Annotated in this window: 18 protein-coding genes and 1 tRNA gene; 10 read left to right on the plus strand and 9 right to left on the minus strand. The window is 38.3% G+C overall.

Annotated features, from left to right (window positions below; genetic code table 11):
* Nucleotides 1-119: 119 nt before the first annotated feature.
* Nucleotides 120-192 (minus strand) — tRNA-Gln (locus FVQ77_05200).
* A gap of 134 nt (nucleotides 193-326) precedes the next feature.
* On the opposite strand from FVQ77_05200, the gene FVQ77_05205 reads away from it, so the two are divergent.
* On the plus strand, nucleotides 327-1,841 hold the full coding sequence (locus tag FVQ77_05205; protein ID MBW8049729.1) for an NAD(P)H-hydrate dehydratase: 1,515 nt from the start codon (nucleotides 327-329) through the stop codon (nucleotides 1,839-1,841).
* Nucleotides 1,842-2,017: 176 nt separating this feature from the next.
* Here FVQ77_05205 and FVQ77_05210 read toward each other — a convergent pair whose 3' ends face one another.
* The 3 genes from FVQ77_05210 to asnS all read right to left on the minus strand — a co-directional run bounded on the left by FVQ77_05210 (nucleotide 2,018) and on the right by asnS (nucleotide 4,212).
* Entirely contained in the window at nucleotides 2,018-2,272 is a 255-nt protein-coding gene (locus FVQ77_05210) for a CopG family transcriptional regulator (protein ID MBW8049730.1), read from the minus strand.
* Nucleotides 2,250-2,528, minus strand: a complete 279-nt coding sequence (locus FVQ77_05215; GenBank protein ID MBW8049731.1) for a BrnT family toxin — start codon at nucleotides 2,526-2,528, stop codon at nucleotides 2,250-2,252. Before FVQ77_05215 ends, FVQ77_05210 begins: the two co-directional genes overlap by 23 nt.
* A gap of 265 nt (nucleotides 2,529-2,793) precedes the next feature.
* Nucleotides 2,794-4,212 (minus strand): asparagine--tRNA ligase, encoded by a 1,419-nt coding sequence (gene asnS, locus FVQ77_05220; GenBank protein MBW8049732.1) that lies wholly within the window; start codon nucleotides 4,210-4,212, stop codon nucleotides 2,794-2,796.
* Nucleotides 4,213-4,323: 111 nt separating this feature from the next.
* Here asnS and rpoN point away from each other — a divergent pair, with 111 nt between their 5' ends.
* From rpoN to FVQ77_05235, 3 genes are all read left to right on the plus strand, one after another.
* Nucleotides 4,324-5,769, plus strand: coding sequence for an RNA polymerase factor sigma-54 (gene rpoN, locus FVQ77_05225; protein MBW8049733.1), 1,446 nt, complete (start codon nucleotides 4,324-4,326; stop codon nucleotides 5,767-5,769).
* Between the two features lie 76 nt (nucleotides 5,770-5,845).
* Nucleotides 5,846-6,466 (plus strand): PA-phosphatase, encoded by a 621-nt coding sequence (locus tag FVQ77_05230; GenBank protein ID MBW8049734.1) that lies wholly within the window; start codon nucleotides 5,846-5,848, stop codon nucleotides 6,464-6,466.
* Between the two features lie 11 nt (nucleotides 6,467-6,477).
* The gene (locus FVQ77_05235; GenBank protein ID MBW8049735.1) at nucleotides 6,478-7,254 is read left to right on the plus strand and encodes a 2-(1,2-epoxy-1,2-dihydrophenyl)acetyl-CoA isomerase; all 777 of its coding nucleotides are present in this window, start codon (nucleotides 6,478-6,480) and stop codon (nucleotides 7,252-7,254) included.
* Nucleotides 7,255-7,293: 39 nt separating this feature from the next.
* On the opposite strand, the gene FVQ77_05240 is transcribed toward FVQ77_05235, so the two are convergent.
* The 3 genes from FVQ77_05240 to FVQ77_05250 are packed head-to-tail and all read right to left on the minus strand — an operon-like array spanning nucleotide 7,294 to nucleotide 9,640.
* Nucleotides 7,294-8,733 carry a ThiF family adenylyltransferase gene (locus tag FVQ77_05240; protein MBW8049736.1) on the minus strand — a complete coding sequence of 480 codons (1,440 nt, stop codon included), beginning with the start codon at nucleotides 8,731-8,733 and terminating at the stop codon, nucleotides 7,294-7,296.
* Nucleotides 8,733-9,083: a hypothetical protein gene (locus FVQ77_05245; GenBank protein ID MBW8049737.1), complete on the minus strand. Its 351-nt coding sequence runs from the start codon at nucleotides 9,081-9,083 to the stop codon at nucleotides 8,733-8,735. The genes FVQ77_05240 and FVQ77_05245 overlap by 1 nt, the downstream gene beginning before the upstream one ends.
* Nucleotides 9,084-9,094: 11 nt before the next feature.
* On the minus strand, nucleotides 9,095-9,640 hold the full coding sequence (locus FVQ77_05250; GenBank protein MBW8049738.1) for a hypothetical protein: 546 nt from the start codon (nucleotides 9,638-9,640) through the stop codon (nucleotides 9,095-9,097).
* A gap of 146 nt (nucleotides 9,641-9,786) precedes the next feature.
* Here FVQ77_05250 and FVQ77_05255 point away from each other — a divergent pair, with 146 nt between their 5' ends.
* The 6 genes from FVQ77_05255 (at nucleotide 9,787) to FVQ77_05280 (ending at nucleotide 14,879) form a co-directional block, all read left to right on the plus strand.
* The gene (locus tag FVQ77_05255; protein ID MBW8049739.1) at nucleotides 9,787-10,407 is read left to right on the plus strand and encodes a hypothetical protein; all 621 of its coding nucleotides are present in this window, start codon (nucleotides 9,787-9,789) and stop codon (nucleotides 10,405-10,407) included.
* Entirely contained in the window at nucleotides 10,404-10,826 is a 423-nt protein-coding gene (locus FVQ77_05260) for a hypothetical protein (protein ID MBW8049740.1), read from the plus strand. Before FVQ77_05255 ends, FVQ77_05260 begins: the two co-directional genes overlap by 4 nt.
* A complete protein-coding gene (locus tag FVQ77_05265) occupies nucleotides 10,816-11,604 on the plus strand; it encodes an ImmA/IrrE family metallo-endopeptidase (GenBank protein MBW8049741.1) in 789 nt (262 codons plus the stop codon). Before FVQ77_05260 ends, FVQ77_05265 begins: the two co-directional genes overlap by 11 nt.
* A 68-nt stretch (nucleotides 11,605-11,672) precedes the next feature.
* Nucleotides 11,673-12,854 carry an NgoFVII family restriction endonuclease gene (locus FVQ77_05270; GenBank protein ID MBW8049742.1) on the plus strand — a complete coding sequence of 394 codons (1,182 nt, stop codon included), beginning with the start codon at nucleotides 11,673-11,675 and terminating at the stop codon, nucleotides 12,852-12,854.
* 93 nt (nucleotides 12,855-12,947) lie between these two features.
* Nucleotides 12,948-13,265, plus strand: a complete 318-nt coding sequence (locus FVQ77_05275) for a helix-turn-helix transcriptional regulator (protein MBW8049743.1) — start codon at nucleotides 12,948-12,950, stop codon at nucleotides 13,263-13,265.
* A 3-nt stretch (nucleotides 13,266-13,268) separates the two neighbouring features.
* Complete coding sequence (locus FVQ77_05280) at nucleotides 13,269-14,879, plus strand: class I SAM-dependent methyltransferase (protein ID MBW8049744.1); 1,611 nt, start codon at nucleotides 13,269-13,271, stop codon at nucleotides 14,877-14,879.
* Nucleotides 14,880-15,261: 382 nt separating this feature from the next.
* On the opposite strand, the gene FVQ77_05285 is transcribed toward FVQ77_05280, so the two are convergent.
* Together FVQ77_05285 and FVQ77_05290 are read right to left on the minus strand one after the other, a co-directional pair.
* Nucleotides 15,262-21,486: a T9SS type A sorting domain-containing protein gene (locus tag FVQ77_05285; protein MBW8049745.1), complete on the minus strand. Its 6,225-nt coding sequence runs from the start codon at nucleotides 21,484-21,486 to the stop codon at nucleotides 15,262-15,264.
* Nucleotides 21,449-23,500 carry a PKD domain-containing protein gene (locus FVQ77_05290; protein MBW8049746.1) on the minus strand — a complete coding sequence of 684 codons (2,052 nt, stop codon included), beginning with the start codon at nucleotides 23,498-23,500 and terminating at the stop codon, nucleotides 21,449-21,451. Before FVQ77_05290 ends, FVQ77_05285 begins: the two co-directional genes overlap by 38 nt.
* Between the last annotated feature and the right edge of the window lie 277 nt (nucleotides 23,501-23,777).

A 23,777-nucleotide genomic window follows, 5' to 3' on the forward strand; every position in this document is an offset into this window, starting at 1 on the left:
AAATTAGATAATTAATCAATTTGAAAATTTGTAAAATAAACTAACTAATAAATCGGCAAATTAAATTTGGAGCATAGTACGTGGCGCTTTGCTCTATGCTCCATGCGCTATGCACATTGTTGTCCGGCCAGGGCTCGAACCTGGACTCTTCTGGACCAAAACCAGACGTGTTGCCAGTTACACCACCGGACAAGATTATTTGGTGATTTTTTGATTTAGAGATCTGGTGATTTTCAGACCGCAAATATAAGCTAAATTTAGATGATTTAAAAAAAATAAATGAAAATTGTATGAAATATACGATGGAAATATACGAATTTTGTATAATGAAAATACTAACTTCAAAACAGATCAGGGAAGCAGATGCTTATACCATTGCACATGAACCTATTGCTTCAATAGATTTGATGGAGCGGGCATCGGCATCCTTTGTGAAATGGTTTGTTGATCACTTTCACAAACAAAAAGCGATCAAAATATTTTGCGGTTTGGGCAATAATGGCGGAGATGGACTGGCTGTAGGGAGAATGCTTCTTGAAAAAAATTATAAAGTCGAGGTTTTTGCTATAAGACATAGTGATGTTACCTCTGAAGATTTTACAGTTAATGAACAGCGATTATCTAACCTTACTGGTATCAAAAATATCTATCCCGGTAAAAACCTTCCCTCTATCAGCAAAAATAATGTAGTCATTGACGCTGTTTTTGGCTCAGGGCTGACCAGGCCTGTAAAAGGGTTGTGCGGAGAGGTGATCCAACATATCAATAAATCCAAATGTACGGTTGTTGCCATAGATATAGCTTCGGGGCTTTACTGTGATGAATTGAACAATGATAAAAATATAGTTCATGCCACTCACACAGTATCATTTCAAAATCCTAAATTGTCTCTCCTGCTGCCGCAAAATGAAGTATATACAGGAGATTGGCATCTTGTGCCGATTGGCCTGGATGAAGGTTTTATTGAAAGCATGGATACCAACAATTATTACATTGACAGGTACCTGGTAAAAAAAATTGTTAAACGCAGGGCAAAGTTTTCTCATAAAGGCACCTTTGGCCATGCCCTTCTGATCACAGGAAGTTATGGAAAGATGGGGGCTGCACTACTAGCTGCAAAGGCATGTTTAAGAAGCGGTGCAGGACTGCTCACAATGCATATTCCGAAATGCGGCTACGAGATCGTACAAACTGCACTGCCTGAAGCTATGGTTACAGTTGATGATTCAAACGATTACTTTACTACCATTCCTGAAATTGAGAAGTATTCTGCCATCGGGATTGGTCCCGGTCTCGGAATGGACAAACTGACCCAAAAAGCCTTATCACAGCTTATACAAAAATCTTCAAAACCATTAGTGATAGATGCGGATGCGATCAATATTATTGGAAAGAACAAAGATATTTTTAGGCAAATCCCGGCAAACAGCATTTTTACACCACACCCCAAAGAGTTTGAGCGTGTAGCTCGGATTGTTAATCCGAGTAGGCCTGCCAATGATTATGAAAGATTGGATTTATTAAGAACTTTTGCAGCGAAAACTAAATCATTCATAGTTTTAAAAGGCGCCCACACCTGCATTGCAACGCCTGATTGTGATTGCTATTTTAATTCAACAGGAAACCCTGGCATGGCTACGGCAGGCAGCGGTGATGTATTAACAGGGATAATTACCGGACTTTTGGCACAGGGATATTCTCCTTTTGAAGCTGCAATTTTAGGCATTTACCTGCATGGATTGGCGGGTGACATAGCCGCTAAGAAATTTGGTAAAGAGGCAATGATCGCTTCGGATATGGTGAAGATGTTAGGGAATGCGTATAAAGAAATATATTTTTGAAGTTGGGGGTAAGGGCCTGCCTACCTCCAATTTGCCGCTTGTTAGGCAGGCAGGCAAAGATGTGGTGCAAATCAAAGATTTGAAAATGATATCAGGGGTTGGATAATATTGAGATGGGTATCACCAATAAGATACCGTTGTGGGTGTATGGATTTTTGTATTGAAATTACCCAGACCTACAATTTTTGATATTTTTTTGCATATAAATCTATCACCTTTTTTATCATTATCTGATACGGAATACCAATTTCTTTCGCTTTTCCTTTAAAGAATGCTATACTTCTTTTATTTAAGTTTAATGTTATTTTTGCGGTGTCCTCTTTAAATATCAATTGATTTGGAGTAGGTAAAAAATCTTCAATAATTACAGATTCTACAATTCCATCAGCAATTGATTTAGGAGCGTTTTTATATTTTATTTCCTTTTTCATATATTTCTTTTCCTTCTCGCCAGTAACCGGCACCGAAAATTCTTATTTTTTTACCTCTATAGGTAAACCGTACAGTAACTATTTTATTATTTACTTCTCCAAAACAAAAATATCTTTTTTCTTCTTTAGTGCTATGTTTTAAATTTTCAGCAATAATTCTGTCAGGATCAGCAAAAGCATACTGCGCTGTTTCAAAACTAATATTATGTTTTTCCTGATTAGCTTTATTTTTATTATTATCCCATTCAAAATCCACTTAACTACTATTATTAATAACATACAAATATACACATTATTTTTAAATAACAAATATATTTTTTAAGTTGGGGGTAAGGGCAAAGATTTCAAGCAAATTAAAGATTTGAAAAATTCATACATGGTGTTGGATAATATTAAGGTGGGTATCAGGAATAAGATACAGTGGTGGTGGTTTGGGTTTTTGTATTAAAAAGATTTGGATATTAAATGGACATATTGCAATCCTCATTATACGCCATAAATGTCGTACTACAATTTGGCTACTAAAACTCCGCACTACCCACCGTCCTCGGAAAAGGAATTACATCCCGTATATTGCCCATACCGGTAACGAACTGTACCAATCTTTCAAACCCCAGCCCAAATCCGCTGTGCGGAGCAGTACCGAATTTGCGGGTTTCAAGATACCACCAAAGCTCTTTTTCGTCAATGTTGAGCTCTTTGATGCGGTTATAAAGTTTGTCATAGTTTTCCTCTCTCTGCGAACCGCCAATGATCTCACCAATCTGTGGAAACAGTACATCCAATGCCCTTACGGTTTTGCCGCTTGCCCCGCCCGGAGTGTTCGGGGCGGGGTCATCGTTTTGTTTCATGTAAAAGGCTTTGATCTCTTTTGGAAAATCTGTGATCATCACGGGGCTTTTAAAATGCTTTTCTGCCAAATATCGTTCGTGCTCTGTTTGAACATCAAGCCCCCATTCTACAGGGAATTCAAATTTTTGCCCGGAACTTTTTAGGATCCCCATTGCTTCTGTATAACTTATTCTTTCGAATGTTGCACCGGCAACTTTCTTTAATCTTTCCACCAGTTCATTATCATACATTTTGTTGAGGAATTCCAGGTCGTCCTGGCAATACTCCAGCACATAGCTAAGCAGGAACTTCAGAAAATCCTCTGCCAGATCCATGTTGTCGTCAATGTCATAAAACACCATTTCCGGCTCGATCATCCAGAATTCAGCAAGGTGCCGTGTTGTATTTGATTTTTCTGCCCTGAAGGTCGGGCCAAAAGTATAAACCTCAGAAAGCGCTAAAGCTCCCAGTTCGGCTTCTAATTGTCCCGATACCGTAAGGTTGGTCTCTTTACCAAAGAAATCTTTTTTAAATTCAACGGTACCGTCACTTTTTTTAGGAGGTTTTAACAAATCCATCGTTGTGACTCTGAACATTTCACCTCCACCTTCGCAATCAGAACCGGTAATGATAGGTGTGTGTATATAAACAAATCCTTTGTCGTTGAAATATTTGTGAACAGCAAAAGCCAACGCATGCCTTACCCTGAATACTGCTCCAAAAGTATTCGTTCTGGGCCTGAGATGAGCAATTTCACGTAAAAATTCTAACGAATGACCCTTTTTTTGCAAGGGGTAGGTTTCAGGGTCGGCTGTACCATAGATCGAAATGTCTTTCGCCTGGATTTCAACGTTCTGCCCCTTGCCTGATGATTCAACAAGCGTACCCACCACTGAAATACATGCACCGGTAGCAATTTGGCTGCGCAGCTCTTCATCAAACCTGGCTGCATCAACAACAACCTGGATACTGTGAATAATCGAGCCGTCATTCAAAGCGATGAAGGCAATATTTTTGCTGCCCCGCATAGTGCGTACCCAGCCTTCTACTTTAACTTCTCTATCAAACTTCTTTGATATTAAAAGGTCTTTTATTTTTGTTCGTTTCATAACAACGATGCAAATATACGTGAAAATGCCTAAAATTTAAAATACCAAAAATTTTAGTCATTTTAGGCATTTTAGGCATTTTTAATTTATTTAGTATATTGGCATCGGATTATGCAAAAACTTGTTTTAAAACAAACGCTTACCCAGAGGCTTTCACCCCAGCAGATACAATTCATAAAGCTGCTGCAGGTACCTGTTACAGAATTGCAGGCACGGATAGAAGAAGAGCTGGAACACAATCCCGCTTTGGATGAAGGGTCTGAAGAAGATGCTGATGAAGATAATTTTTCTGATGAGGAACCTGAAACAAAAGAAGAAGAGCTTAACGAGATTGATATTGATGACTATATTAGAGATGATGATGTAGATGGATACAATACGTATGGAGACAGGGGTAGTTCAGAAGAACATAAAGAAATACCAATTCCCGTAACTGCTACCCCCACAGAAGCATTATTGACCCAGTTGAGCTTTCTCAAGTTGAATGAAAGGCAAAGCATTATCGGGAAGCAGCTTATTGGGAGTATCGAAAGTGACGGCTATATCAGGCGAGAACTGGAATCTATAGCGAATGATCTTGCTTTTACGCAAAATATAGAGGCAGAAGTTGAAGAGTTGAAGTTTGTATTAAAAAAAATCCAAACTTTTGACCCACCGGGAATAGCTGCACACGACCTTCAGGAATGTTTGCTATTACAGTTAGATCGTAAAGATGGACATGATGCTGCAGTCATTCTGGCAAAAAAGATCCTCGTAGAATATTTTACAGAATTTACCAAAAAGCATTATGATAAAATACAAAAAAAGTTGGAGATAACTGAACAACAATTAAAGGATGCGATTATGCTCATCACCAGGCTCAACCCCAAACCGGGCGGCACAACGATCAGTGCAGCAAAGGCACAGTATGTTGAGCCGGATTATATTTTGACAAACAATAATGGAAAATTGGAACTAACTTTAAATACATGGAATGCCCCGGAGCTAAGAATAAGCCGCTCCTACGCTGAAATGTTTGACACCTATAAGAAAAGTGATAAAAAAGATAAAAAGATGAAGCAGACGGTTGCATTTGTAAAGCAGAAATTGGATGCTGCCAAATGGTTCATAGATGCCATTATACAAAGGCAGCAAACGCTTTTAAAAACCATGAATTCTATCGTTCAATACCAATATGATTATTTTTTAAGTGGTGATGAAAGTAAGCTAAAACCTATGATATTAAAAGATATTGCTGAAAAAATAGATATGGATATCTCTACAGTTTCACGTGTGGCAAATAGTAAATATGTTCAGACAGAATTTGGTGTTTTTCCCCTTAAATCCTTCTTTTCTGAGAGCATCTCTACAGATTCAGGTGAAGAAGTAAGTAACAGGGAAGTTAAGCAAATACTAAGAGAGATAACAAATAATGAAAATAAGAATAAACCTCATTCAGATGATAAGTTAGCAATGTTGTTAAGAGAAAAAGGCTATAATATTGCCCGTAGAACAGTCGCTAAATACAGGGAACAATTAAATATACCGGTTGGGAGGTTGAGAAAAGAAATAGGATGAAATGAGGTACCTAATAGTGTTCATGTACTCATGTGTTCTCGTATGCTCTCATGAACACATAAACACAAATTTTAGAATGAACAGAAAATTAGCCTATATCTTATCTGTATTACTCCATCCCTTATTACTGCCTACAATATTATTTGCCGTAATTATTTTTTTTGCCCCCATTTTACTATCTCCATTTCCGGAAAACAAAAAATATTACTTTTTACTGATCGTTTTTATTTCAACGTTCATTATACCTTCTATCATGATCTTTTTTCTATATAAGGTAGGAAATATTTCCAGCTTAAAAATGGACAAACGAAATGAAAGGATTTGGCCGTTAATTTCTACCTCAATACTCTATATTGCAAATGCTTATATGTTTTACAGTCAATTAAACTTCAATGATTTGTTGGTATTAATTATGATTTTTATTTCTTTTACCATCTGTATAGTAACATTAATAACTCTTTTTTGGAAGATCAGCGCACATAGCGTTGGGATAAGTGGTTTTGTTGGATTTTTAGCAGCTATAAGTTGCAGAAATCCCGGAAATGAGCTACTATACCCAATCATGGCTGCTATTATTGTTGCAGGTATTCTTATGTCTGCAAGATTATCTTTAAATTCACATACGCCTGCTCAGGTGTTTGCAGGTTTCGGTTTGGGATTGATTATTAGTTTTGGTTCAATAATTATTTTTATATAAACTTACTTGAAATGTACAAGTGTTTAATATTTGAAGCAAAAGACTCAATTGCTGCAATTACTTTAAACAGGCCCGATTTTTTCAATGCTTTTAATGAAGAACAAAGCTATGAATTGCAGGATGCTCTGAAAAAAACAGAAAAGAATGACCAGATCAGGGTAGTGGTGCTTACAGGTGCAGGCAAGGCATTTTGTTCTGGGCAGGATTTAAAATCCATTGTAGGAGAAACACGTCCTTTGAGTGAGGCAGTGCGTAAATGCTATATCCCAATTATTAAGGCAATGCGTGATCTGCCAAAGCCAATTATCTGCAGACTCAATGGTGTAGCGGCAGGAGCAGGATGTTCATTAGCGCTTGCAAGTGATTTCATCATTGCTTCTGAAAAAGCGAGCTTGATAGAAGTATTTGTTAGCGTGGGATTAGTCCTTGATTCCGGTTCTTCTTATTTTCTGCCAAGAGTAGTAGGTTCAGCCAAAGCCTTTGAGCTAAGTACAATGGGGACAAAGGTAAATGCTGATGAAGCTTTAAAATTAGGGATGGTGAATAGGGTGGTTCCTCATGATAAATTAGATGAAGCAGTTGATGAAATAGTAAATTATTACGCCAACGCCCCTACTAAAGCTATTGCACTGATCAAGACAATGCTGAACAAATCTTTTCATTTATCTCTCGAAGAAGCATTGGAACTTGAAGCACAATACCAGGAAATTGCCGGCAATTCTGAAGATTACCAGGAAGGTTTGAAGGCTTTTATTGAAAAACGAAAAGCTGAATTTAAAGGGAGGTAGTAATGTAGGTAGTAAAAAAAAAGTGAAATTGTCAACGCTCTATTTCGTAGTATTGAACTTTCGTAATAACCGAGATTCTTCAGCAACTTCATGTTTAGCAAAAACTTCAACTCCTGAATAATCTCCCTTGCCGACAACGGTTGGGAAATAACAATTCTCATTGCAAACCTTTGAAGTATCAACTTCCATTGTTCCGGTGACAAAGTGATGTAATTGTTGACCGACATCAGCGACACCAGACGGAGTAATAAATAAACTCAACATTTGCAAAACTTCCATTGATGCAAGATGTGAACTGAAAACGAAAACATTTTCATGAGCATTTATAAAAGCTGAATCTTTAAATCCTTTTATGTATGCTGGATCATCCATCATTCCTGATTTTTCAAGAACTGCATTTTTAGTTTTGTATTGACCCAAACATTCAAGGCAAGTTCGTTTGTAACCGACAGTTTGTGCTTTCCAATCAGCACCGACAATGTTTGTGTTTCGCTTATTTGTTCTCACCATTATTCCGCCATCAATGACAGGAATCAATTGAGCATAAGCGATAAAGTTCAAAACCTGACGAGCCCAAGGTCTATCAACGCAACTGAAAAGAACATCACAGTTCAAAGCAGATTCAAAACCTTCTTTTTCACAGACACTGTATTCACAGCAATCAGTAGAAATATTTGGAGAAGTTGCACTTCTCTCAATTCCATCTTTGATTGCAAGAACTTTAGCACGACCAATATCACTCTTAAAAACATTAGTAAGACGGTCAAGATTTTTTTCTTCAACTGCATCAAAATCTATCAGAGTAAAATTTGAAATTCCAGTTCGTGAAAGTATTTCAGCTACGATACTGCCAACGCTTCCAAGCCCGACAATTCCAACTCTAAGCCGTGATAAATCTTCTTGCGTTCTTTCACCCCAAGCAGAAATTGTTCGGAGTTGTTTTTCAAGATCAAAGTTTGGTGCAAGTAAATTGTCATTGAAAGTAATTTTCAAACCTTTACCAATCACACGAACTGTTTCACACCAGTCGCGATTGTATTTTCTTTTTTCGGTTTTGTCTTTCAGCCAAAACCTTGCACTCCAAGCACCATCAGTTCCAAGAGTTAATCCAAGCAAAGGCAAACCTGTTGTTGCAAAAACAGTAGGCGACATTCTTGTTTCAGCAGTTACATCATCTCTACTCATTCCCTGCCAACCGGGGAACGGATGCGAATGAAGGAATGCAATTCCTTTTTTTCGTTCAGTAGCAATTTTTAAAACCCGTTCAAAATATTCAGGCAGGAAACCAACATTACCATGAACCTCTCTATCATTTTCTTCAGGAAATATTATTTCCGTTACGATTCCACTAAACCTTTTGCCACCACTACTCGGAACATAAGTAGCGAAACATAAATCTTCATCCCCATCTTCACGAATGAGATGATTGAATAATTGCTGATGAGTTTCATCAGTCATTACAACGCTAAAATTTTCCATTACAGTTTTGCTAATAAATTTTTGATGTGTGCGAAATAGGTTTTCACTTTTCTATCAGTCCTGTTCCAATCAGGAAAAGGTCTGCTCCAATATTTCCATTCACCACCAAATGCACTTGCATGAATGTTATTCGGAGGTTCAACCCAATCTTGAATTCCAATAGATTTAAAATGTGGTCCAGGTGGACAACTCATTGGATAATCGTTTTGAACTTCAAACCCTATCTGCAATTTTTTTCCAATGTTCCGACCAATAGTAACTTCGTATTCAAACGAAACTTTGAGAGCATCCGGCTCTTGGACGGTAAACCCAAGAGCCGTTAGCTCTGCGATAAAATCTGATTTTGCCATAGGTGAAAATTTTAGGATACAGGTGTTTCACCACGAAATACACTTACAAACTTCATTGCCGGACACTTCATTTTTATTGGAGTTGTCGGAGTGTCTTTGTAAGATTTTTGGCTGCCATCATGATTGATTTGAACCAAGTAGTAATCACTCACAGGAGTAATACCAGCCAACTCCAAAATTTGATTTGGAGTTAACTCCTTTTGGTCGGTGGTTTCAGGTTCACCATCAACAGTGTAGTGAAACACTTCAGGCGGTTTTACAACAAAATGTTCAATACCGGGCTTTGCCAAGTCCACTTTTTCGTTAAGATCAATTTTCTCAAAGTCGCAATGTTTCAACTTCTGATAAAGGGTATAACACTCTACCGGAGTTTTACATGCCTTTTCAAGAATCTCTTTTCCTGTTACAAACTGATGGTCAAAAACGAAATACTCGTTATCAATTTTCACCTTATACCTTTTACCTACAGGAGGTTTTTTGTCGGACTTGGCGTAAGTTTCCAAGTCAATCACCTCATTTGCACCTTGTGCGTCTTGATTTTGTTCTTCTTTTTTCATTTGAATAATTTTTGATTATACCTATATATGTTACCCTGATGATTATTTTTGCAGGTGGGTAATAAAGATTTTACAGAAAAGAATTTTTATATGACCTGCAAAAAAGGGTACTTTGATAACATATGTAAGTATGAAACAATTCTATAATGAAAAACTCATATTCAGGAAAAGATGAAATCGACTGGAAGGATTTACTACCCAAGCTTTATGCCTATACTCATTACTTGCTAAATAAAATGCGATGGTTTAGAGGAGAAGATGTAGATACCTACTTAAAGGGAAAAACGGTTGACGACTATGTCTATGGTGGGATAGAACAGTATTTGTTGTACCCGGAAAAATATGATCCTACAAAAAATCGTTCTTTGGCAAACTACATCAAGCTACATATAATTCAAAATCTTGTTGGCAACGATGCCCGTTCCCCAGAAAATAAAAGAAGTGTTGATCCAATAATAGAAAATGATGTTGATACTGAAGATGACTTCGAATATTCAGATAATATTTTGCTTGGTGTTTCTGAGGCTATGTTCGATCAAGATTTTGACTTTAACATGATTACTTCGTCTATCGAGGAAGAACTTAAATCAGATGAAGTTGCCGAAAAGATTTTCATCGGCCTTCGCTGTATGGGATATAAAAGGCGTGAAATAATAAAAGATACAGGATTAAGTGCAAATGATTTTGACAATGGTATGAGACGACTAAACACGGTTCTAAATAATGTAGCAAAAAAATTCCAATTAAAAAAACCAGCAAAACTATGAATGCTAATAACAAATACAGCAACACCGAATTCATCAGGTTTGTTCTTGGAAGTATGGATTTTATTAGCTCTGACAGTGGGAAGGCAAGAGAGTACATGTCATCTCAAGGGTTGAATGTTGATGCAATCGTTTCGGAAGGTCTTAAGCGAATTAAGAAATTGCAGATGCAAATTCAAGCAGGTAAGACACAAATGGAAATGATTTCAGCCGAGACCGTAAAACAGAAAGCAAAAGAATGGGTTGATTCTCTTTTAAACAATATTGATTTTTCTTTACCAGCACTCGTTAAAGAAGAAGAACTTTCTATGAGTTTTAGAAACATAGAATCTTTAAGCCAAGAGGACATCAAAAATATTTTGGTAAAACACTTTACCTTGAAATTTTTGGAAGAACAGAAGATAAAATCTAATGGACTTTAAATATTCCAAAGCTGAACTGATTGCCAAAAAAGTTTTGGAGGAATGTGGTCTTGACGACCCAACTCAATTTCCACTAAGTGAAATAATTTTAGGAAGAAAGGCATTTTACGAAGAAGTTCCTTTACAAGGCAAGGATGGAGAAATTGTTTCTTATCGTGGCAATTCAATAATCCATGTCAACTCAGATATTCCGTTTGAATCAAGAAAGAGATTTGCCTCAGCACATGAACTTGGACATTACGAAATGCACAGAGATATACAACCTGTTTTTTCAGATACTGAAGAAGATATGATGAACTGGTATAAAGCCGGACCTCAGGAAATGGAAGCTAATGAATTTGCGGCAGAATTCTTAATGCCTTCAGAAGTATTTTACAATGAATGTGCAAGAAAAAAATTTGGACCCGATGTAATTGAACATTTGGCAAATCGTTTTCAAGTCAGCAAAACAGCAACAATTTTGAAATTTGTAAAGAGAGGAAATCACCCTGTAGTAATTGTATATTGCAAAGACAATAAAATGAAATGGTGGAAACCCTCACATGACTTTCGTTACTTTTTAGAATTTGAGAAAGACAAGCCACCACCAACAGGTTCAGTTGCGTATGAATTATTTACTACCAAAAAAATTTATTCTAGTGATGAATCAAAGCAAGACATTTGGAAATCTGACTGGTTAAGGATGCGAAATGATGATGAACCTGATTCAAGATTTTTTGAATACTGCTTATTCGTTAAGTCATACAATTATTCTATCAGTGTGATTTGGGAGAAATAAAATTTAAAAACAAAAATATCTCTGACCATTTTCCATACATTTGTTGAAACATTATCTTTCGGACAAGAATGAATATTACACTTTTAGGACAAGGATATGAAGCCAAGTCGGAATATTCGGTAGGCAATCAGCTAATCAAATTCTTTTCACAAAAAGAGTTTCACACTTTTACAGGCATCTCTGCATTTGTAAGTCAGGCAGGAGTTAATGGACTTTCAAAGCACATTACAGCAGCGAAAAAGCATTTCAACATTATTACCATTGTTACAGGTGTTGACCAGAAAGGGACATCAAAAGAAGCGTTGGAAAAATTATTGAAACTGAACATCAACACTTTTGTTTTCTATCAACCTTCATTCACAATTTTTCACCCGAAAATTTATTTGTTTGAAGGTGCAGACAAATCGGAACTCATTATCGGTTCTTCAAACCTCACAGCACAAGGGTTGTTCACCAATGTTGAGGCATCGTTACTTGTTAGCATTGACAATAGCATTGAGGCAGACAGAAAAATTGTTGAGCAACTGAAAGATTATTTCAAAGGCATATTTGATTTCACCGACCCGAACCTGAAAAAACTTTCCAAAAAACTTATTGCTGATTTGGTAAGAGCTAATGTTGTTCCAACGGAAGAAGAAAGGAAAGCAGCACTAGACAAAGCAGTAAAGGGAGAAAGAAAAGAAACTGAAAATATTATTTCAAAAATATTCCCGAAACGAGCAATTGCAAAAATTCCAAGTGAGTTCAGAGGAACATCAACAGGAAAAGCGAAAGCAGCCACAGCGAAAAAAATTCCAGTTGGTAAACCAACTGCACATGGTAAATTACTTTGGACAAGAAAAAAACTGCCTTCTTCAAGTGTGCAGGGTGGCGGAGCAGGAACTAATCCGACAGGCGGGCTTCGTTTGGTTCAAGATGATTTTGTTTTGGGTAAAAAGAAAATTAGCCACACTACTTATTTTAGAAATAAACTTTTTGGAAAATACACTTGGAATAAAATCCGAAAAACTCCATTTGTTGAGATAGCAACCATTCCTTTTGAAATTACAATCAAAAGAAAATTCATTGGTAAGTTTGACCTTGAAGTAAGACACAAGCCAAGTGGTGAAGCGGGACAAGGAAATTATACAACTTCAATTTCATGGGGTGAAGTTGGCAAAATAATCAGTAAAGCGAAACTCACAGGCAAGCGACTTGACATTTATGCACCAAAGGGAAAAGGCAAGCCATTCCACATTCTTATCAGTTGACATCGCTTTTAACTACCGATTGTTGAAAACTTTTTTTCAAAAAACATTTGCCAGTTCATTTTATATATCTACCTTTGGACTGAAGTAGTCCAAATGAAACTTGAAAAAACATTCGGTGATACGGTAAAAAAACTTCGTGGGGAAAAAAAATTACCCTTACGAGAAGTGGCAGAAGCATTGAAGATTGACACTTCAATGTTGGGCAAGATTGAGAAGAACAATCGCAAACCGACCAAGCAACTGATTGAGAAGTTTGCAAGGTTTTTCAAAGTAAACGACCGAGATTTGACGATTGCATTTCTAAGCGACACCGTTGCTTATCATATTATGGACGAAGAAGATTTTGCCAGTGAAGTTTTAAAAGTAGCAGAGAAAAAAGTAAAGTATTTAAAAACCATAAAAACTCCTTGACCGATGAAGCTAATCACAGAAGCATCAGCCGAAAAATTAAGAGGTGGTTTTTACACCCCCGAACCCATAGCAGAATTCATTTTGCATTGGGGAATTAACGGAAGCGATGACTTTGACATACTTGAACCAAGTTGTGGTGTTGGAGTTTTTTTAGAGCAGCTTCAAAAACACAAACTGAAATACAAATCAATTACAGCAGTTGAACTTGACGAAGCAGAAGCGGAAAAAGCAGAACAAATAAATTTGAAGAACAAGCAAATCATCAATGATGATTTTCACACTTACTGCAATAACACATTACAACGCTTTGATTTAATCGTAGGCAATCCACCATACATACGCTACCAGTTTTTTGACAGGCAGCAACAAGTTGAAGCGGGTGACATTTTTATCAAAGCAGGTTTGACTTATTCAAAACTCACTAACGCTTGGGTTTCATTTGTTGTTGGTTCATCTCTCCTACTTAAAGAAAAAGGCGGAAGAATTGGTTTTGTTTTGCCAGCGGAGATTTTACAGGTTTCATTTGCCCAACAACTAAGAAATTTCATTGCACACTTTTACAATAAAATCAACATAATTTCATTTGAAAAACTTGTGTTTCCAAACATTCAGCAAGAAGTTGTTTTACTTCTTTGCGAAAAGAACGAAACCAAAAATCACAACATTGAACACATTGAATTGAGAGATGCAAGTGAATTGCAAACGCTTGATGTTGCAAGATTGAAAAGCCCTAAAAAGAAAATTGATTTCAAGTCAAACAAATGGACTTTCTATTTTTTGGAGCAAGAAGAAATTGACTTTTTAGAAAATATTTCAAAGCACAGGAATATTCCAACACTGGGTAAGTTTGCAAAAGTTGAAGTAGGAATTACAACTGGCTCAAACGATTTCTTCACCGTTCCATTGACAACAGTTGAAGAATATGACTTGCACGATTATGCAAGACCAATGGTAGGTAGAAGTGTTCAGGTAAATAGTGTAATCTTTACAGAGAAAGATTGGGAGAAAAATAAATTCTCGAAAGCTAAAGCGCACTTGCTTGTTTTCCCTGATGGAAAAAATCTTACTCGTAAAAACGGTGCAGTAAAATATATTGAACACGGTGAGAGTTTGGAAATTCATAAAGGTTACAAAACAGGAATTCGTGATGATTGGTTTGTAGTTCCATCTATCAAAATTTCCGATGCGCTTTTTATTAGAAGAAATAATCTTTACCCAAGATTGATAATTAACCAAGCGAAAGCATATACTACGGATACTATGCATCGTGTATTTGTGCGACCAGGGACAAACATCAAAGCATTGACAGCAAGCTATTACAATTCACTTTCCCTTGCGTTTACAGAGGTTTCAGGTCGAAGCCACGGAGGCGGGGTTTTAGAGTTAATGCCAAATGAAGCAGAAAGAGTTTTGCTTCCATATCACACGGACAATGCTTCGTTACTTCCACAAATTGACAAGCTAATCCGCAACAAGACAGACATTGAAGAAGTTTTGAAAATCACCAACCAAGTAATTTTGAAAGAACATTTTGGTTTGACACAAATGGAAATAAAGTTAGCTCACAGCATTTGGAAAAAACTTTCTTCAAGACGATTAAACAGAGGTAAATAAAATGCTAACGCACAAAAAAATACTCTTCAATTCGCACAAGCCGACACACAAACCAAAACTTGCAAAAGTTTGCAAATTTCCACACAAGAAAAATTATTTTATAAAATTTGGTCTAATAGCAAAAAGTTGGTGCTTAAAATGATGTTCAAAAGTAATACTATTGCGGGTTTAACCCCTAATTTTTATTACAATGAATAAAAATGTAGGGTAATGTTTTAAAAAAACATCCTAAAATACCCTTTTTGAATGGCATTAAATGTTTTAATGACAAATAAAGTTTAGTTTTATTTACACCTCCACTCAAAATAGCAGCTCTTTTGGTTAAATTTCTCATAATCAATGTTCTAGTAGAAATAAAAATTGTAACTTTTTCACTTCCTGATTACTTATTTATACCTACATTCTTCATGAACATACCCTTGTTGGTATATATTTGCAGGAAATAAATACCTTGTTCAAGCCCGGAAACATCCAATCTATAAGAATTCTTATCAATGAGTTTCTTAACTATTACAACCTGACCTAATGAATTGATTATTGTTATACTACGTAACTGGATATTAATAGCTTCAATGTTCAAAAGATTGTTTGCCGGGTTAGGATATATTTTCAAATTATTTGAAAGTTCAAGATCAAAAACACCTGAAACAGCTACAAATAAAGAATCTGAAGTTGCAGTACATCCATTTGTGTCAGTAACACTTACTGAATAAGAACCTGCAACTATTACTATATGGAATTGGAATGTATCACCTGGCATAGGAATTCCATATAGCAGCCATTGATAAGAATTATAAGTAGTGTCAACTCCTAAAAGAGTATCAAATTGATTGATTACTGGAACAGGTAAAGGATTAACAGCCATCACCACAGCATTAGAAGTTGCAGGTGATCCGGTAGCACACGTTAAAGAAGAGGTCATGATACAAGTAATACTATCTCCATCGTTTAAGCCTGAAGTTGAAAAAATTGCTGAATTTGCACCTACAATACTTCCATTTACCTGCCATTGATAAGCCGGTGTACCTCCGCCATTTGTTGGTGTGGCAGTAAAGATCACGTTATCACCTCCACATATTGGATTATCACTTACTGATATGGCAACACTTGCCGGCAGGGATGGGGTCACAGTCATCGTAATAGCATTTGAAGTATCCGGTGAGCCAGTAACACAGCTTAATGATGAAGTCATTATACAGGTAACAACATCACCGTTATTTAAAATTGTAGTAGAATAAGTTGGTGAATTTGTACCAACATTGCTTCCATTTACCTGCCATTGATAAGCTGGTGTACCTCCACCATTTGTTGGTGTGGAAGTAAATATAACATTATCACCGCTACATATTGTATCCGTATTCGAAGCTATAGAAACACTTGCAGGTAATGATGTATTTACAGTTACAGCAAGGCTTACCGGGTTGTTTGTGCAACCATTTGTATCTGTTTGAGTTACCTGGATATTACCGCTTGTTGATCCCCAATTTACAGTAATGGAATTGGTGCCCTGCCCGGAAAGTATGGTGGCTCCTGGAGGCGCTGTCCAATTGTAAACTGAACCTATTGTATTTATTACTGAATAAGCCACACCCGTTTCATTTTCACAAACTGATGTAATTCCTGTTATTGCAGAAGTTACTGGCAATGGATTTACAGTGATAACTACTAAACTGGATGGGCTTTCACAACCCGATACTGTTTCTGTCACATAATAAGTTGTTGAGCCAACAATTGTATCCGGTGTAAGCGTTGTTCCTGTATCAATAATCGTAGTTAATCCGAGATCAGAATACCAGGTGAGAATACCTCCTGAGCCTGCTGTTGCCGTTAGATCAGCCATAACATCGCCATTACAATAGGTTGCATTTGTGCCTGCAATAGGAGCCGCTGGTGCACCTGGAGTAGTTATTATCAATGTATCTCCAGTTATTATGCAACCATTAGAGTCAAATACTACTACTGAATAATTTCCGGTAGATAACCCCGTAAAAATTCCACTGCCAAAGAAAGTAGAACCTCCATCAATAGAATATTGTAAAGGTAGCGTACCACCACTTGCAGTGATTGTGATCGTTCCGTCACTTGCACCACAAACAGAAACATTTGTTGATGATGCTGAATCAATGGATAGAGCAGGAGTGACTATAATGATCATATCATCTGTAGAGTTGGTACAAGAGCCATTTGAAATGATCCATCTTAAAACAGTTGTATCACCAACCAAAAGACCTGTAACAACTGATACAGGCGATGACGGAGTGGCGATGGTAGCTGTGCCTGAAACAACAGTCCAGGTTCCTGTTCCTATAACGGGTGAATTACCTGCTAATATAGCAATGGTGTCATAGCTGCAAAGAGTCTGGTCAGGTCCGGCATTAGCAGTAGTAGGTAGTAGATCCACCGCAATTAACATTGTGTCAACAGAACTTGTACAAGACCCGTTAGAGATAGTCCACGTTAAAGTAGCTGAAGCACCAGCAACGAGGCCTGTAACACCTGATGTAGGTGATGTAGGAATAGTGACTGTAGCTGTACCTGAAACAACAGCCCATAATCCCGTACCTACTGCAGGTGTATTACTGGCAAGTGTTGTGGTAGTAATATTACATAGATTCTGGTCAGGGCCTGCATTTGCAACTGTAGGTAGTTGATCAACATTAATAATTACAGAATCAATAGAGTTCGTGCATGAACCGTTTGAGATCGTCCATGTCAAAGTAGCTGACGCACTGGTTATTAGTCCGGTAACACTTGACGTAGGTGAAGTGGGTGTAGTGATCGTAGCTGTACCGGAAACAACAGCCCAAATTCCCGAACCTACAGCAGGTGCATTACCAGTAAGTGTCGTTGTAGTAACATTGCATAAGTTTTGGTTGGGGCCTGCGTTGGCGGAAGTTGGCAGAGCATCAACAGAAATCACCGTAGTGTCTACTGAACTTAGACAAGACCCATTAGAGATTGTCCATGCCAAAGTAGCTGAAGCACCGTTTATTAGTCCGGTAACCCCTGATGCTGATGAAGCGGGTGATGTGATCGTAGCTGTACCGACAATAACAATCCAAACTCCCGTACCTACTATAGGCGTATTACCGGCAAGTGTGGTTGTTGTAACATTGCACATGTTCTGATCAGGGCCTGCATTGGCAGTTGTGGGCAGTTGGTCAACGTTAATAATGACAGAATCAACTGAGGTAGGGCAAGAGCCGTTAGAAATAGTCCATGTTAAAGTAGTTGAAGCCCCGGCTATTAGTCCTGTAACTCCTGATGCAGGTAAAGCAGGGGAAGTTATTGTAGCTGTACCGGAAACGACAGTCCATAATCCAGTACCTACTGCTGGTGTATTACCAGCAAGTGTTGTGGTAGTGATATTACATAGGTTTTGGTCAGGGCCCGCATTGGCAGTTGTAGGTAGTTGGTCAACTGTGATGATGACTGAATCAACGGAGCCTGGGCATGAGCCATTAGATAACGTCCATGTTAAGGTAGCGGATGCACCGACAATAAGTCCTGTAACTCCTGATGCTGGTGAAGCTGGTGTGGTGATCGTAGCTGTTCCTGAAATGACAGCCCAAATTCCTGTTCCTACTACTGGCGTATTACCTGCAAGTGTGGTTGTGGTAACATTGCATAGGTTCTGGTCAGAGCCTGCATTAGCAGTTGCGGGCAGTTGGTCAACGTTTATATTGACAGTATCCACCGAGTTTGGGCATGAACCATTAGAGATTGTCCATGTCAAAGTAGCTGACGCACCGGTTATTAGTCCGGTAACACCTGATGTAGGTAAAGCTGGTGTGGTGATCGTAGCTGTTCCGGAAACGACAGCCCAAATTCCAGTTCCTACGGCAGGCGTATTTCCTGCAAGTGTGGTTGTGGTAATATCACATAAGTTCTGGTCAGGGCCTGCATTGGCAGTTGTGGGCAACTGATCAACATTAACAATGACAGTATCAAAAGAGCTTGGGCATGAGCCGTTTGATATCGTCCATGTTAAGGTAGCGGATGCACCGACAATAAGTCCTGTAACTCCTGATGCTGGTGAAGCTGGTGTGGTGATCGTAGCTGTTCCTGAAATGACAGCCCAAATTCCTGTTCCTACTACTGGCGTATTACCTGCAAGTGTGGTTGTGGTAACATTGCATAGGTTCTGGTCAGAGCCTGCATTAGCAGTTGTGGGCAGTTGGTCAACGTTTATATTGACAGTATCCACCGAGCTTGGGCATGAGCCATTAGAGATTGTCCATGTCAAAGTAGCTGACGTACCGGTTATTAGTCCGGTAACACCTGACGTAGATGAAGTGGGTGTAGTGATCGTAGCTGTACCGGAAACGACAGTCCAAATTCCAGTACCTACGGCAGGAATATTTCCTGCAAGTGTGGTTGTGGTAATATCACATAAGTTCTGGTCAGGGCCTGCATTAGCAGGTGTTGGTGTTTGATATACTAAAATAACAACAGAATCATAAGGACTTTGACAACCGTTAACAGTTTGAGTTACATAGTAAATAGTAGTACCTATACCTGGAAAAATAGCAAAAGGAGAACCAGTTCCTATCAAAGTGGTAAGTCCCGCATCAGAGAACCATTCTATACCGGTACCTGTAGCAGTGAGGTCAGCAACAGGGTCACCACTGCAATAGACTGCATCAGTTCCTGCTGTTGGTGCGGCAGGAATCGGATTTACAGTTACAGTAACAGTATCTTCACTGTCACAGTTATCAGTATTAGTTCCAATTACTATATATGTAGTGGTTGTAGATGGTGAAGCAGTAACGGTATCACCTGAAGTGGTATCTAAACCTGTGGATGGTGACCATGAATAATTATCTGCTCCACTGGCAATTAACAAAGTAGATTGTCCTGTACATATTGTATCGCCTGGAGGTGTAACCGATACGATTGGATTGACATTTACACTCACTGTAACAGTACCAGTATCTGCACAACCAGGACTTGTTCCTATTACAGTATAAGTGGTAGTCGTTGAAGGAAATGCGATCACAGAGGAGCCGGTACCAGCGCTTAAGCTTGCTGAAGGTGACCATGAATAGGTTGTAAATCCTCCACTGGCATTTAATGTTGTAGAATCCCCTTCACATACAAAAGATGAGGGGCTTAACGTTAGGGTTGGACAAGCATCAATAACATTTAGTCTTACAAAAGAAGTTGAACTTAGTAATGACCAGGTTCCTGTACCGGCTGTATCTCTTAAAAATGATGTATATGATGGCTGATCAATATCACTTCCACTTGCCACAGCAACTGTATCATCAAAGTTAGGCTGGGCGATAACAGCGAGGTAAGCTGCAGGTGCAAGGATTGGAGTAATTAAGAATGGCAAGGTAATAAATCCAGAATTGATATTACCTACCTGAATAGTATAGTTGGCAGAAGAATCAATCGGTGTTAACGATCCGTCATATAGCTTAGCTTTAATTATACTACCGGCAACAGTAGCAGGATGAAGGTAAACGGAAACAGATAATGCTTCAGCCGAATTAGTGATTTCAAATGTATTGCCTAACTCGTAACTATTCCCTGCTCCGTTCCATAAACCTGCACCGGTATAATTACCGTTATCTCTGGCATATACAGAATCGGAAACCACAAATGTGGCTGAATCAGAATTATCAGGGGGGAACTGTTCTGCTTCGTTTTGAGACAGTGTAAAGTCCATATTATAGTTGCCACCGGGCGAAGGCGTAAAGGATGTTGTCATGGTTAATAGTGAATCGGTTCCGGGTGATAATGTAACGCCTGCAGGGCTGGCTCCGGAATAAGTACCACTACCGGTTATGTTAACACTAAGTATAACGTTGTTTTGAGGATCAGCGCCATTATTAGCACACCTACCTTCAAAGAATATGGAATCTATCTGGCTCTCAGGAATTGAAGAATAATAATCTACCGTATTAAGAGCAACATCATTATTATAAGGTGTATAAACAAAATTTGGACGAATAACAAATGCAAGTTGAAACCCACCTAAATTTTCAAGGTTATTGAACGCCCCGCCATTAATACTGGCAAAGGTTGTATTAGGTGTATAAATATTATCAGAGTAAACACCAAATAAACTGTCACTTGGAGCATTGAATGCTTCAAGCGCTACAAAATAGGTGCCTGCAGCCAGAACTAAAGGCCCCCCGTTGATTGGCAGCGTTAATATTGCAGAAGGCATATCTCCGGATGTAAGCGTATAATTACTTGATGCACCAAGCAAGGTGTTCGGTAATCCAGCTGCCATATTATAAACTACTAATCTCATAACAGCGCCAACATTACCTGATACCCAGCATGTAATACTTTTCAGATTGTCTGTCGCTTGAAGTTGGTATGTTTGTCCAAAAATGTAATCATTACTGTCACCAGCCCATAGTGAACCCGAACCAGTGCCATCATCCCTTGCATAAACGGTATCTGTTACTTCAAAAGAACTGGACAGAGTATTGTTTCCCGGAACACAATCTGTTGAGTCCTGAGTAACAAGAAAATCAACATTATAAATACCTTGCCATGGTGGGGTATAAGTTGTGGATATTGTGAAATTTTGACTTGCTGCAAATGGTATGTTAGCAGGGGGGGGTAGAACTACCGGAAAACGAGTCATTACCTGTTACATCCACATTTAAGACGGTACCGCTTTGTGGATTAAGACCGTTATTAACAACCCTGCCCCCAAAGGTAATGGGAGAGGCATGAGCAGCGGGGGTTATAGTATATTCTCCGCTGTAAATTGAATCTAAGGCAAGCTCGTTTCCATGCTGCTTATTCACTGTGATATCATCAACACAAAATCCATATCCCCAGTTACCAAAGTCTGCATAAAAGAACCTGATGCGTACATCATTCATATTATCATAAGCGCTTAAATCTACTGAAAAAGTAGTCCAGCTCTTAATTTTAGGGACAGTGAAAATTTTATTCCACGTAAAACCACCATCAGTGCTTACTTCAACAAAAGTAGTATCTTGATATGCTGGTGTTGGATCATCTTCGCTATAAGAGGTGAAGGTTAAAAAATAACCTGAAAGTCCTGTAAGGTCAATGCTGGGCATTTGAAGGTAATCTGCAGATTTATTACAATTGCAGTTGTCATCATTGGTATAGGCAAATTGTGTATGAGGTGGGATAGTAAAAAAACCGCTGCTTGCTGTTGCATTATCTCCTGTTTTAAAAAGATCACTTCCAGCTTGCCCATAGGTAGTCCATCCTGCAGGTAATGCGGGGATAACTACTCCCTCAAAATCTTCAGATAATATCACCGCACCACACCCTTGCAGTGGAACCACTTCAATATAATCTGTTTTAGTCATAACATCTGAACCAAATCCATTGCTTACGGTCAAAGTAACCGTGAATAATCCAATCGAATTAAAAGTAATGACTGGATTTTTAACTGTGGAAGTATTTGGTGTACCGCCACCCCCAAAGTCCCATGACCAGGTAGCAGGAACACCTGTTGACAAGTCTGTAAAAGTAATATCAGTGCCGGTAACAACAAAAGTAGCGCTGGCAGTAAAATCAGCAGTAGGAGGGCCAGTGGCTTCACAACCACCTGAGGTTTTCAAGCTTACCCTTGTAGTATTTAAAAAACCGTTCATTCTTGAAGCCTGACCCAGGGAAAACATGTTTTGACAGGCCTCATTAGTATAATCCATATAGTTCATAAACATATCATCCGAGCCACATGATGCTTGTGGAAATGCAGGACATAACCCGAAATAATTATCTCCCTGGTTAGGTGTATCTCCTACCAGGTCGCTACCTGTACATGCACCTCCATCATCTCCCCAAATATGACGCAGGCCCAGCCAGTGACCAACCTCATGCGTAGCGGTTCTGCCTTTGTTGAATGAAGGAGTGAATGGAGCCCTCCCGATTGTTGTATAGTCACATACTATACCATCTGTTGAAGCCGGTCCCCCTGGGAACTGGGCATAGCCGCCTAAACCTGACACTAAATCACATACCCAGAAATTCAGATACTTATCCCTGTTCCAGGCATTTTTACCTCCCTGAGCATCAAATTTCACGTCATTATTTGTAGAAAATGGTCCATGAGTAGTAGATGTTCTGGTAATTCCACTGGTAGCAAATCCGCCCGGGTCTTTTGTGGCAAGGCAAAATTCAATTTCAGCATCTGCTGCAATTGATTTGAAAACAGAAGGCGTATTGGATGTATCGGTATTTAAACGTCTGAAATCCTCATTTAAAACATCTAATTGCGAATTAATCTGAGCATCGGAGATGTTTTCAGAACCATTATTATACACTACATGAAACACAACAGGGATCGTTATTATTATCTGGGCTTGCTTACTTGTATTCTGATTATTAATCCATTGCCGGAGCGTTGTTTCGTTTTTTTGCATTTGATACGCAAGCCCTGGATTTTTTGATTTCAGGTATTGCATGTACTGAGTTGTACCGCACCTGTCTACATTCACAAAACTACCATCTTTGTTTTTTTTGGATATAGTGGTTTTTGTTGGTACGATTTGTTTTTGAATAGACTGGATTTTGCTAACGGGATTACCTGTTAGCTTCCTGATTTTGTATTGCTGAGCAAACAATGCAAATGATACAAAACCCAATAACAAAAATAGATTAAGTTTTTTCATGATCGTATGGTATTAGAGTAACTCTAAAAACTCAAAATTGAGTAAAAACATTAGGGCATCTCTAAAAACTACATATTTTTTAAAACACACACCTTGCCCCTCTTGATAGAGGGGAATGTATGGTGTAGTTTTTAGAGATGCCCATTATTAAATGTAAGGGGAAAAAATGTTAAAAAGAATAGGAAACAACTTAATACTCTTGTAGCAACAATTTAGTTTTGCAACATTAATTTGTAATAAATAGATTCTTTCGTTATTAATCAACAAATGGTTATAT

Source organism: Cytophagales bacterium, assembly GCA_019456305.1.
GTDB lineage: Bacteria > Bacteroidota > Bacteroidia > Cytophagales > VRUD01 > VRUD01.